At 41.5% G+C, this 11,637-nt stretch carries 13 protein-coding genes and 1 tRNA gene; 8 read left to right on the top strand and 6 right to left on the bottom strand.

Features of this window, described 5'->3' with window-relative positions; all coding sequences use genetic code 11:
- The first annotated feature begins 285 nt into the window (after positions 1–285).
- The 8 genes from FRX45_RS22545 (at position 286) to FRX45_RS22510 (ending at position 6,368) form a co-directional block, all read left to right on the top strand.
- Positions 286–362: transfer RNA gene (locus FRX45_RS22545), tRNA-Ala, on the top strand.
- Between the two features lie 38 nt (positions 363–400).
- On the top strand, positions 401–652 hold the full coding sequence (locus FRX45_RS22540) for a GIY-YIG nuclease family protein (protein WP_152270747.1): 252 nt from the start codon (positions 401–403) through the stop codon (positions 650–652).
- 541 nt (positions 653–1,193) lie between these two features.
- Positions 1,194–1,964: a sulfite exporter TauE/SafE family protein gene (locus FRX45_RS22535; RefSeq protein WP_226805529.1), complete on the top strand. Its 771-nt coding sequence runs from the start codon at positions 1,194–1,196 to the stop codon at positions 1,962–1,964.
- A gap of 17 nt (positions 1,965–1,981) precedes the next feature.
- Positions 1,982–2,224, top strand: coding sequence for a MoaD/ThiS family protein (locus tag FRX45_RS22530; protein WP_152270746.1), 243 nt, complete (start codon positions 1,982–1,984; stop codon positions 2,222–2,224).
- 13 nt (positions 2,225–2,237) lie between these two features.
- Positions 2,238–2,654: a molybdenum cofactor biosynthesis protein MoaE gene (locus FRX45_RS22525; protein ID WP_152270745.1), complete on the top strand. Its 417-nt coding sequence runs from the start codon at positions 2,238–2,240 to the stop codon at positions 2,652–2,654.
- Between the two features lie 77 nt (positions 2,655–2,731).
- The gene (fdhD, locus tag FRX45_RS22520; RefSeq protein ID WP_152270744.1) at positions 2,732–3,601 is read left to right on the top strand and encodes a formate dehydrogenase accessory sulfurtransferase FdhD; all 870 of its coding nucleotides are present in this window, start codon (positions 2,732–2,734) and stop codon (positions 3,599–3,601) included.
- 26 nt (positions 3,602–3,627) lie between these two features.
- Positions 3,628–3,978 carry a DUF7009 family protein gene (locus FRX45_RS22515; protein WP_152270743.1) on the top strand — a complete coding sequence of 117 codons (351 nt, stop codon included), beginning with the start codon at positions 3,628–3,630 and terminating at the stop codon, positions 3,976–3,978.
- A gap of 17 nt (positions 3,979–3,995) precedes the next feature.
- A complete protein-coding gene (locus FRX45_RS22510) occupies positions 3,996–6,368 on the top strand; it encodes an FdhF/YdeP family oxidoreductase (protein ID WP_152270742.1) in 2,373 nt (790 codons plus the stop codon).
- 71 nt (positions 6,369–6,439) lie between these two features.
- Here FRX45_RS22510 and FRX45_RS22505 read toward each other — a convergent pair whose 3' ends face one another.
- From FRX45_RS22505 to FRX45_RS22480, 6 genes are all read right to left on the bottom strand, one after another.
- Positions 6,440–7,480, bottom strand: coding sequence for a HesA/MoeB/ThiF family protein (locus FRX45_RS22505; RefSeq protein ID WP_152270741.1), 1,041 nt, complete (start codon positions 7,478–7,480; stop codon positions 6,440–6,442).
- Positions 7,473–8,099 (bottom strand): NTP transferase domain-containing protein, encoded by a 627-nt coding sequence (locus FRX45_RS22500; protein ID WP_152270740.1) that lies wholly within the window; start codon positions 8,097–8,099, stop codon positions 7,473–7,475. The genes FRX45_RS22505 and FRX45_RS22500 overlap by 8 nt, the downstream gene beginning before the upstream one ends.
- Entirely contained in the window at positions 8,080–8,556 is a 477-nt protein-coding gene (moaC, locus tag FRX45_RS22495; RefSeq protein ID WP_152270739.1) for a cyclic pyranopterin monophosphate synthase MoaC, read from the bottom strand. The genes FRX45_RS22500 and moaC overlap by 20 nt, the downstream gene beginning before the upstream one ends.
- 15 nt (positions 8,557–8,571) lie before the next feature.
- Positions 8,572–9,780, bottom strand: coding sequence for a molybdopterin molybdotransferase MoeA (locus FRX45_RS22490; protein ID WP_226805528.1), 1,209 nt, complete (start codon positions 9,778–9,780; stop codon positions 8,572–8,574).
- Between the two features lies 1 nt (position 9,781).
- Complete coding sequence (moaA, locus tag FRX45_RS22485; protein ID WP_152270738.1) at positions 9,782–10,768, bottom strand: GTP 3',8-cyclase MoaA; 987 nt, start codon at positions 10,766–10,768, stop codon at positions 9,782–9,784.
- Positions 10,769–10,958: 190 nt separating this feature from the next.
- Positions 10,959–11,477 carry a sulfite exporter TauE/SafE family protein gene (locus FRX45_RS22480; protein WP_226805527.1) on the bottom strand — a complete coding sequence of 173 codons (519 nt, stop codon included), beginning with the start codon at positions 11,475–11,477 and terminating at the stop codon, positions 10,959–10,961.
- Between the last annotated feature and the right edge of the window lie 160 nt (positions 11,478–11,637).

The raw sequence follows: 11,637 nt of genomic DNA, 5'->3' as shown, positions 1-11,637 counted from the left end.
AAACATGGGGGTTTAGCTCAGCTGGCTAGAGCGTCCCCATGGAAATCGGGAAGGTCACTGGTTGTAGCAATCCGTCTAAAAGTTCTTATAAAAAAACATGGGGGTTTAGCTCAGCTGGCTAGAGCGTCCCAATGGAAATCGGGAAGGTCACTGGTTGTAGCAATCCGTCTAAAAGTTCTTATAAAAAAACATGGGGGTTTAGCTCAGCTGGCTAGAGCGTCCCCATGGAAATCGGGAAGGTCACTGGTTGTAGCAATCCGTCTAAAAGTTCTTATAAAAAAACATGGGGGTTTAGCTCAGCTGGCTAGAGCGTTTGCATGGCATGCAAAAGGTCACCGGTTCGACTCCGGTAACCTCCACCACCAAACAAGGCCCGTATCAAAGCGGGTCTTTTTCGTTTATGCCATTTGTAGTTTATATTCTATATTCTGCCACATTGGATCAATATTATACGGGTCAAACTGAAAACCTGGAAGACAGGTTGTTCCGGCATAACAATTCCGGAAGCAAATCAACCAAAAAAGTGGACGATTGGAGATTGGTTTATTCGGAGGTTTTTGAAACGCGCAGTGAGGCGGTTAAAAGAGAGAGTGAAATCAAGAAGAAAAAGAGCAGGAAATATATCGAATGGCTGATTAGCGCAGTTGGGTAGTGCGTCCCGCAGGCTTGCGGGAAGGTCACCGTCGACTCCGGTAACCTCCACCACCAATGCCAGTAAGGGTTTCATCAATTTCGGTGAAACCTTTTTTATTGGTTGGTTTAAACATGGTTTAAACATTCTACACAAAAGAAAGGAGCCTTTGAATAGCTCCTATATAAAATTTTTGGCTGTTGGCCGCAGGACAAAGTACGTTTTTTTTACAATAAAATTTATACTCGAACCACTCTTTACTCTAAGTCGTATATTGAGGAAGTACGAGTAATTGGGATTAGTAATAATTACTCGAAATAAGAATAATGGGAATACAGGTTTTATTGTTTCGGTAACTAAGTAGAATCTTTTTACTTATTCATAAATTTCTTCTACATAATATCCTTTTACCGAATACCCTCTTGGCGCAGGTGGGATATTTGAATTCCCTCTGCTGAAATACAATCAAAAATCAAAGATAAAGAGGTTGATATATCTTCAAAAAACTCCCCTTCAGGAAAATGTATCTTTGTTACGTTTCACGTTCGGTTTAATTTAGTTTATGATGGCCATGCAACATTCGGAATTACTGATTTTTTTCCTGGTCATCTCATTTGTGTATGCCTCTGTTGGATTTGGCGGTGGCTCCAGCTACCTGGCTGTTTTAGCCTTGTATGCGTTCCCTTTTAAAGAATTGCGTTTAATTGCTTTGATATGCAATATCATTGTGGTTACCGGTGGCGTTTATATTTATGTGAAGAGTGATCAGGTAAACTGGAAAAAGGTTATTCCTTTTGTATTATTAAGTATACCAATGGCTTATTTAGGAGCTGTTATGCGCATCAGCGAGGATACTTTTTTCATCATTCTTGGTTGCAGCCTGATCATAGCCGCTGTATTACTTTGGATTAAAACAAATGCTGCGCGCGCTTCCAATATACAGAAGGTGCAAAAAAATGTTTTCCTGAAAAACGGCATATTGGGTGGCTCCATAGGTTTCCTGTCGGGTATAGTGGGCATTGGCGGCGGTATTTTTCTTTCGCCTGTTTTGAATTTAATGAAATGGGATATTTCAAAAACAATAGCAGCTACCGCCAGTGTGTTTATATTGGTAAATTCGGTTTCCGGTATTGCCGGACAGCTTACTGCGCTTCCCGCTAACATTAATCATACAAGGATCATTTTATTGTGCCTGGCTGTTTTTATTGGCGGGCAGGCAGGTTCCAGGCTGGCGATAAAGTTCAATCCGGTTGTTATTCGCCGGGTAACAGCCGTGTTGGTATTTTGTGCAGGAGTGGAAGTGTTGTTTAAACATGTACCTTCATTTCTGTAAATGTATCTATTGAAAAAATGAAGACAACAATATTGACTTTTGGCATCGCAAAGGAAATTTTTAACGGCGCTTCCAAAGAAATGAATTTGAAGGATGGGATTACTGTTGCAGAACTAAAAAACAGTCTGGAAGCAGCATATCCTGAAATGAAAAAACTACATTCATACCTGATTGCCGTAAACAATGAATATGCCGAAGATGATCTGGTTCTTGATTCCGCAGATGAAATTGCCATTATCCCACCCGTAAGCGGCGGGTAAAAAATTATAGTATATGATTGACGTAAAAATATCTGCTGAACCATTAGATATTACTACCTGCATCATGAAAACGACAGACACTGAATGTGGTGGCATAGCCATTTTTATAGGTACGGTCAGAAACAAAACAAATGCGAAAAAAGTGATTCGGTTAGAGTATGAATGTTATCAGTCTATGGCATTAAAGGAAATGAAGAAAATAGCAGCGGATGCCGTTCGGTTGAGTGGTATTAAAAATATAACTATCCATCATCGTATGGGTATTTTACATATTGGAGACAGTGCGGTGGTGATTGCAGTGAGCGCTCCGCATCGCGAGGCAGCCTTCGATGCATGCCGTTATGCTATTGACACCTTAAAAAAAACGGTTCCGATTTGGAAGAAAGAAGTTTTTGAAGATGGTGAGGTATGGGTGTCTGCGCATGCGTGAGTTCTTCTGTTTCAGGTTCCTGTCGGATTATTTTTTATTAAATTTACAAAGCGGTTTTTTATTAAAATCATATGGAAATGAAGGAGGCGGAATTAGTATCCATTAAACAAAGGCTCATCAGGAAGGTGAACGGCTCGACAAGCTCACCTTTGTACGACATACTTTCCGTAGAAGAACCGCTTGAAATAAGAATAAGCTACAGCACAGGAGCAAACAGCATACAAAAGAATATTTCTGTTACCATGCGCACACCGGGTGATGATCCGGAACTTGCAGTTGGCTTTTTATTCACAGAAGGAATCATCACTTCCTGCGATGATGTAAAAAAGGTGCATCACACAGGTATGGATTGCGCATCACAAAAAGAGAATATTGTATTGGTGGAGCTTGCTGAAAATTTCATACCTCCTCTGCAGCAATCAGATCGGAATTTTTATACCACATCCAGTTGTGGAGTTTGCGGAAAAAGCTCTATCCAATCTATAAAAACAGTTAACGCTTTTTGCAACCTTGAGAAGCCTCAACTCAATCTTATTTTAGGTGTACTTTACGAATTACCGCAAAAATTAAGAGCTGCTCAAAACGACTTTTCAGCAACAGGTGGTATACACGCTTCCGCTCTTTTTACTATGGATGGCGAACTGCTTTTTTTAAGAGAAGATGTAGGAAGGCACAATGCGTTGGATAAATTAATTGGCGCTGCATTAAGTAATAGCATGCTGCCGTTAAATCAGCATATTTTGTTGCTGAGCGGAAGAGCCAGTTTTGAATTGATTCAAAAAGCTGCCATGGCGGGTATTGCCATTGTAGCTGCTATCGGCGCTCCATCCAGCCTTGCAGTTGATTTAGCCGAAGAATTTGACATGACACTTATTGGTTTTCTTAAAGAAGGCAGGTTCAATATTTATCATCAAAGTTGTAGCCACAGCTGCACGGATGGAAAATAAAATATTTAAGACAAAAATTTAGAAAGATGAAAATCAGGATCAAGGGAAACTCGCTGAGGTACAGGCTGACAAAACCTGAAGTGGCGAGATTATGGTCTGAAGGCTTTGTGGAGGAACGCACTGAATTTGCGGGGAAGCTACTGATATATGCGATAGAAACATCAAGCAATGATAAACTGTCGGCAGATTATATTGATGACAGAATAGTGCTGAACATGCCAAAGGCAATGATTGATGAGCTTTATAATACGGACAGGGTGGGTTTCGGTGACCGTACCGGTACTGTAAGCTTGTTGATTGAAAAGGACTTTGTTTGCATTGACAACACCGAAGAAGATCAAAACGACAATTACCCTAATCCACAACTTACCTGCTAATTATAAATACCGGAATCATGAAAGAAAACAACAGGAGAGAAGATAAAGCTGATGAGAACTATAAAGAGGAACCTTCTGCGCAGAACCCCTACAAGCTGCTGGACCTTAAATTAACTAAGGTGAAAAACTGGGCTGCCGGAGTACCTGCTGTTATGGCTTCCCTTAGCGACCTTATGGAGGAGAAAACACTGATCAGAGGGGGGAAGGCTTTGTTTAAGATGAACCAATTTGATGGTTTTGATTGTCCAAGCTGCGCTTGGCCTGATCCGGATGACGACCGGTCGGCTGTAGCCGAATACTGTGAAAATGGAGCAAAAGCACTGGCGGAGGAAGCTACTACGAAAAGAATTACGGCTGAGTTTTTTTTAAAAAACCCGGTTTACGATCTTGCCAGATTAAATGATTACGAAATAGGCAAAAAAGGAAGATTGACGGAACCGGTTTACCTGCCGAAAGGTGGTACGCACTATCAATCTATCAGTTGGGACGATGCTTTCAAAAAAATTGCCGCGCATTTGAACGCTTTGGAAACGCCGGATGAAGCCGCTTTCTATACTTCCGGAAGAACGAGCAACGAAGCGTCCTTCATGTATCAGCTTTTTGCAAAAGAATACGGCACCAATAATATGCCCGACTGTTCCAATATGTGCCACGAAACATCCGGTACGGCTTTATTGCCCACAATCGGGATTGGTAAAGGAACCGTGAAGCTGGAAGACTTTTACGACACGGATGTAATAGTGATTATCGGGCAAAACCCCGGAACCAATGCCCCCAGGATGCTGAGCGCACTGGAAAAAGGTAAAAAGAACGGGGCCAAAATTATTGCGGTCAATCCCTTACCCGAAGCAGGGTTAATGGGATTCCGTAATCCCCAGGCAATAAGTGGCATTTTGGGCAACGGTGGTAAGCTGGCAGATCTTTACCTGCCCGTAAAAATAAATGGTGATATGGCGCTGTTAAAAGCGCTTGGACTCCTGCTGCTCGATTTTGAAAGAAAATCTCCCGGGGAAGTATTTGATCATACATTCATAGCCGAAAAAACCACAGGCTACGATGCCTATATCAAGCAGTTTGATAAGTACAATCTGGAAGATCTTGCGGCAGCTTGTGGTGTACCAACGGCTGCCCTTTATGATGCAGCCCAAATGCTGGCATTTAAAAAGCGCATTATTATTTGTTGGGGGATGGGACTTACACAGCAACCCAACGGGGTGGATATGATCAGAGAGATCGTTAACTTACTGCTGTTGAAAGGAAGTATTGGTAAGCCAGGTGCAGGCGTTTGTCCGGTTCGCGGTCATAGCAACGTGCAGGGTAACCGAACCATGATGATTAATGAAGAACCTACCAACGAACAATTAAACCGCATACAGGAAGTTTTCGGTTTCAATCCGCCCCGCAAGCACGGCTACGACGTGGTTAGGGCTATTAAAGCGATGCATGAAGAAAAGGTAAAAGTTCTTTTTTGTATGGGCGGAAACTTTTTATCGGCAGCACCCGATACAACGTATACGGCCGAAGCAATAAGAAAACTGCACTTAACCGTATTTGTATCTACCAAACTTAACCGCGGACATTTAATTCACGGCAGGGAAGCCATTATTCTTCCAACACTATCACGAAGTGATATTGATATGGTGAATGGTGAGCACCAGTTTGTGAGCACAGAAAATTCAATGGGCGTGGTAGAATCATCAAAGGGTATGCTAAAACCAGTTTCTGATGACCTTATTAATGAAATGCAGATTGTATGCCGTATGGCAATGGCAACTTTAGGCAACCGGTCTGTTGTTAACTGGCAGCAATACCACGATAGTTACGATGCTGTAAGGGATAGCATTGAAAAGTGCATCTCCGGTTTTGAGAATTACAATAACAGGATACGGCAAAAAGGAGGATTTTATCTGCCGAATGCCGCACGGGATGGGAACTTCATCACGAAGGAATTCGGCGACCGTGCTCCATTTACATTAACCACCGTACCCGACAATACCCTTGCCCCTGATGAATATATGATGGCTACCACGCGTTCGCATGACCAGTTTAATACTACCATCTACGGACTTGACGACCGGTACCGGGGTATAAAGAATGGGCGGCGGGTTATATTTATGAATGAAAAAGACATTGAGAGCGCAGGATTTAAAGCAAATGATAAAGTAGATTTATTCAATTATGATGACGGCATTGAACGCATCGCACCTTTGTTCATTATTGTTTCCTACCAGATACCGGAGCGGAATACGGTTACCTATTTCCCTGAAACGAATGTGCTGGTTTCTGTAAACAATGTGGTGAAGGAAAGCAATATGCCCGCATCAAAATTTGTAAAAATTAAAATCAAAAAGCACGACCCGCAGATATACAAACGGATAAATCAATTGTAGCACTTGCGCAATGGCTGTTAAACCGGAATTTCAACCTAAAAGATTGTAAGCCTCAGGCATAGCAATTGATTTTACTCCGTTAGCCTTTTGATACCATTCTCCAGTGAATATACGATTGCCTCCGGAAATTTATTTTTAATCAGCCGGACAGCAGTGGCACTGCGGTTTCCCGAAGCACAATAACACACAACAGGCTTTGAAAAGGAAAGCATATCCACCTTATCGTTCAATTCATCAAGACAAATGTTTTTCCCGCCAATGTTGAAGGCCTGATGTTCTGCCTCTGTTCGCACATCAATCAATTCATAGTTTCTTTTTTCCTTTTCAAGCACATCAAGTTTAATCGTAGCAATGGTTTCAGCCAGCGCTGTAATTTTTGCGGCGGAAGTTTTCCTCAGTTTAATGATATGTGTTCTTCCATCACGCAGATTCATCATCCAAAGTTTTCCCATCAGTAAATCCTCAGCCCCGGTAAAATATTTTATGGCTTCATTGGCCTGCATACAGCCCACAATTCCCGCCAAAGTGGGGATCACCCCTCCTTCAGCACAATTGGGTACATCTGTGTTTTCTGCATAAGCAAAAACATCCCGGTAATTGGGAGAATAGGCGCCTTCTTTTTGTAAAACATTCCAAATGCTCACTTGTCCTTCATATTGATAGATCGCACCGTAAACCAGGGGCTTGCCCGACAGCACACAGGCATCATTCAATAAGTATTTCGTTTCAAAATTGTCCGTTCCTTCTATCACCAGGTCAAACCCCGAAATCAGATTCATTACATTGAATGATGTTACCCGTAGATTGTAGGAAATGACGTTGACAGAAGGGTTTTGTTTTTTCAGTTTTTCGGAAGCCACTATTACTTTCGGTAAACCTACATCTTCCGGTGAATACAGTATCTGCCGGTGCAGGTTGCTTAAAGAAATTACGTCATTATCTGCAATACCTATTGTTCCAACACCTGCTGCCACAAGGTATTGAGCAGCAGGGCATCCTAATCCGCCTGCCCCCACTAACAGTACACGGGCATTTTGTAACAGTTGTTGCGCTTCTTTACCAAAACCCGGTAATGCCATCTGGCAATGATAACGTTCAAAATTATCACTCATTACCACTAATTATTTTTCCCGCACTTAATATTTCTTTTGCCTTTGCTGCGTCCTCAGGCGTATTTACATTCATCAATGCATTGGGGTTCGGAGATTTTAAGATGAGTGGATCACTGTTCATCAAAACCTTCCGGGGGCAGGTAATGTCTTTCCCCAAATAGTTCAATAAAACCGGGTAGCTTTCCGGCTCCCATATCGTAATCAGTGGTTCGGGCAAGCCATCAAAAGGACTTTCATAAGTAGTGGCAATATTCTGGGAGGCTCTGTTCATAATCAGGAAGCGGATAGCTTCATCATCCAGCAATGGTAAATCACAGGCCACCACCAGCCAGGCTTTATCTCTTTGTGAGCGCAGGGCTGAAAGGATACCACCAAAAGGTCCCATGTTCAGAAAAGTATCAGGCAGGGTTTTATAAGCGGCATCAACATCATTTGCCTGTTCCGGGCGGTAGGAAATATAAACTTCCTCACAAAATTTATTGAGCATATCAGCCATATAATAGCGTTGCTCCCTGCCGTTCCATTTTATTAAGTCCTTATCTGTGCCCATGCGCCTGCTTTTGCCGCCGGCAAGTACCAGTCCGTTTAATGGGGGGATATTATTGTCTTTTGAAATCATTTTTGCCGCCGGTTTTCTCCATCAGTTTTATTTCTTTGATCACAATATCGTGGCTCAATGCTTTGCACATATCGTAAATCGTCAATGCAGCTACAGAAGCGCCGGTTAATGCTTCCATTTCCACACCGGTTTTGGCTTCGATACTTGCAGTACATTCAATCACAATTTCATTTTTGTCATTCAGTTCGATTTGCAAATTACAATTATCTAATCCAATCGGGTGACAAAGCGGAACCAGGTCGCTCGTTTTTTTTGCGCCCATTATTCCGGCAATGATGGCAATCTGAAAAACAGAACCTTTTTTAGTTTTGAAATCGTCTTTTTGCAACGCTTCTAAAACATTTTCCGGCAAAGCAATAATGGCTTGAGCTACCGCTTTTCTGCCGGTTATTCTTTTCTCGCTTATATCCACTATAACAGGCTGGGATTTTTTATTTAAATGTGAAAATTCAGGCATGATTAAAATTATAAATTAAAAATCGTATTGCCATACCTTATAGACATCACCTTTTTTGAACTCATTTTTATCCATCGGTAATTCCATAAACGCATGGGTATAAACCAAATTTGAAAAATCTCCCGAACCGTTACTTTCTATATATTCTGCCACCAATTGTCCCTGGTTATTAACGCCCAGCTTTACCTGTGCAAAGAACTGAAGCGGATGAGAAAAATGAATATCATTTTGTAAAATGGCGTATTGCGGCGACGAAGATTTTATATTTAAAGATTTTTCTAACCACGGAATAAAATAGCGATGCAGGCACATGAATACGGAAACCGGATTTCCCGGGAATGCAAAAATCAGCGTTTGATTTTCGTGTCTGCCAAACCAGAATGGTTTTCCCGGTCTTTGCTTTACTTTGTGAAATAATTTTTTTACAGAAAGATTTTCCAATACATCCGGCACATAATCAAATTTGCCCATAGAAACGCCGCCACTCATAAGGAGAACATCGTATTCTTCGAGGCAACGACCGAGTTTGTTCCTGATAACATTATAGTCATCATTCAAATGCAGTATATCCGCCCGGATGCCGTAAAGCTGCAAAACAGATTGTATGGTAACTCCATTGGAACGCCGCAACTGGTAAGGTGAAGGCACTGCATCTGCACTTACCATTTCATCTCCCGTAGTAATGACGACAACCCGGGGTAACTTTCTTACCAACAGATCTGTTTTCCCGATGGAAGCTGCAAGCCCTGTTAAAGCAGGAGTGATCAACCTGTTGGCATCTGCAACTGTATCACCTTGTTTTTTATCTTTTCCCTGGAAATGGATGTTTTGTCCCTTTTTAATTTCAATATTTTTTATCGTAGCAAACCCATTTGCAATTTCAATGTCTTCATAACGAATCACGGTATCTGCGCCATCATCTAATGCAGCGCCGGTCATTATTTCAATGCACTCATTTTTAGTTGCAATTGCAATCGGCGCTTCCCCCGCAGCTTGTGTGGCTTTTATTTTAAAGGAACGCAATCCACCATTGCTGGCACTATAATTAATTGCGATGCCGTCTACAACAGGCCGGTTGAAGGGTGGCATATCCCTGTCGGCGAAAAGATTTTCTGCCAAAACTCTTCCCAATGCTTTGTCATAAGGAATTGTTTCCATGCCATAATCCCGTGTTTGGGATTGAATGATCTCCTCTGCCTGTTCTACAGTAATATTACTCATCATCTTATCCTCCGATTGTTGCCATTGATTCGTGTTGGCGATGTTGAGCTACCAGCATATTTTGCGCCTGCCATCCGTTCTGTGTTTTTTTCCGGATAGCATTGGTTATCAAATCCTGCAGTTCTTCATTGGTCTTTCCTTCGCGCAAAGCGTCTTTGAGGTTTAATTTGCCGGCATCATATAAGCAGGTTCTTAAAATACCGGTTGGTGTAATACGAATGCGGTTGCATGAGCCGCAAAACGACCGGGTATAAGCTGCAATGATACCTATATTACCTTTATGACCTGGGATCGTATAATGATACGCCGTAGCGTGCGGTGGATCTGTAGCTTTAACGATTGAAGGAAAATACTCCCTGACGTGCTTCAATATGCGCAGATAATCCCAACTCAGCGAAACTTCGTGACTGCTTCCGTTAAATGGCATTTCCTCTATGAACCGAACACTTACCGGGAACTCTTTGGTTAACTGAACCAAAGGAATAATGTCAGCAATATTCTTGTTTTCCATCACAACGGTATTGATTTTTACTTTGATGCCAAATTCCAGGAGTTTATCCATTGTGGCCAGAACTTTATTTAGCCCGTTCCGGTGGGTTATTTGGATAAACCGGCCATTATCTAATGTATCCAGACTCAGGTTTACTGTTTTTATACCGGTCTTTTTTAATTCAGGAACTAAAGGAGCTGTCAGTATGCCGTTGGTGGTAAGCGTAAGTTCCTGAAGCCCGGTGATCCGGGAAATGTTTTTTAAAAACGACAATAGATCTTTTCTTACAAAGGGCTCACCTCCGGTAATGCGGATCTTTTGAACACCCATTTTTACAAATAGGGAACATATCCGCAACATTTCTTCATAAGTCATCAGTTCATTGCGGGGTAACCAGTCCAGGCCTTCTTCAGGCATACAATAGGTGCACCGGAGATTGCACCGGTCTGTAACGGCCAGCCGTAAATAACTTATCGTGCGTCCATAGCTATCTGTAATCATTCATTGTATTTTTGAGAGATGATAAAGGATTGCTCCATGAGCTGGCTAATATTACAAATGCATCATTGGTTTTTAAGATATTCTATGGAAACTTACAAAAGCTATTTCTTCATTCCTCCCAAAAGGCGTATTTAAAAGTAAACTTTAAAAATGATAATATTCCCTGATTTAAATAATGAGTACCAAATCCTCAATTACCCGCATATTTAAAGAATAAACCGTCCTTTTGATGATGGTTTAAATATCTATCTAAAAAAATTGCTGGAATAGTAGTAATCAGGGAAATGATAAAATAGGTGCTCACTTCAGAAGTAATAAGACCCTTGCTATAATATCCCAAGACGCTTATAAATATCCCAAGCATTGCATAAGAAATCAGCCACTTTGCACTATCAAAATGAATTTTCTTATGGTCCTGTATGACCACAACCAGTGTGATAATGATAGACAACATTACGGATAATGGTTCAGCAATTTCTACCGGCAAAAAAAGAAGGAACAATGGGACTGCTATTAATGATTCGCCGAAACCTAATGCTGACCGGAGCTTACCATTGGGATAATTACTGTATTTATTATTGAATGTCGCAGGTTTCCAACCGCCTTGCAGTGTCAATTTAGATATACTAAAACTTTCTCCAGGAAAAATTGGTTCAGTTCGCTGATCAATTTTGTCACTTTGTCCAAATAATTTTTTTAGGAAGTTCATGGTGATCGCAATATGCCTGCTAATGTTGATGGTTTGGCGATGTGGCGGTATTTGAAAATCGTCAGCCCGTAACCGCTGCTGAGTAAAGTTACAAAGGATGATGTTAAGAACTACAGCTCGGCTATATTCGTCAGCTGGAACTGAAGCCGATTAGCGAACA

The organism is Agriterribacter humi, assembly GCF_009192765.1.
In the GTDB taxonomy this organism is placed as follows: Bacteria; Bacteroidota; Bacteroidia; order Chitinophagales; family Chitinophagaceae; genus Agriterribacter; species Agriterribacter humi.
This window is presented reverse-complemented; position numbering and strand designations above follow the sequence as displayed.

Excerpts from the sequence above, each read along its gene's own strand:
- FRX45_RS22540 (WP_152270747.1), top strand. The coding sequence starts at position 401 with ATGCCATTTGTAGTTTATATTCTATATTCTGCCACATTGGATCAATAT.
- FRX45_RS22535 (WP_226805529.1), top strand. The coding sequence starts at position 1,194 with ATGATGGCCATGCAACATTCGGAATTACTGATTTTTTTCCTGGTCATC.
- FRX45_RS22530 (WP_152270746.1), top strand. The coding sequence starts at position 1,982 with ATGAAGACAACAATATTGACTTTTGGCATCGCAAAGGAAATTTTTAAC.
- FRX45_RS22525 (WP_152270745.1), top strand. The coding sequence starts at position 2,238 with ATGATTGACGTAAAAATATCTGCTGAACCATTAGATATTACTACCTGC.
- fdhD (WP_152270744.1), top strand. The coding sequence starts at position 2,732 with ATGAAGGAGGCGGAATTAGTATCCATTAAACAAAGGCTCATCAGGAAG.
- FRX45_RS22515 (WP_152270743.1), top strand. The coding sequence starts at position 3,628 with ATGAAAATCAGGATCAAGGGAAACTCGCTGAGGTACAGGCTGACAAAA.
- FRX45_RS22510 (WP_152270742.1), top strand. The coding sequence starts at position 3,996 with ATGAAAGAAAACAACAGGAGAGAAGATAAAGCTGATGAGAACTATAAA.
- FRX45_RS22505 (WP_152270741.1), bottom strand. The coding sequence starts at position 7,480 with ATGAGTGATAATTTTGAACGTTATCATTGCCAGATGGCATTACCGGGT.
- FRX45_RS22500 (WP_152270740.1), bottom strand. The coding sequence starts at position 8,099 with ATGATTTCAAAAGACAATAATATCCCCCCATTAAACGGACTGGTACTT.
- moaC (WP_152270739.1), bottom strand. The coding sequence starts at position 8,556 with ATGCCTGAATTTTCACATTTAAATAAAAAATCCCAGCCTGTTATAGTG.
- FRX45_RS22490 (WP_226805528.1), bottom strand. The coding sequence starts at position 9,780 with ATGATGAGTAATATTACTGTAGAACAGGCAGAGGAGATCATTCAATCC.
- moaA (WP_152270738.1), bottom strand. The coding sequence starts at position 10,768 with ATGATTACAGATAGCTATGGACGCACGATAAGTTATTTACGGCTGGCC.
- FRX45_RS22480 (WP_226805527.1), bottom strand. The coding sequence starts at position 11,477 with ATGAACTTCCTAAAAAAATTATTTGGACAAAGTGACAAAATTGATCAG.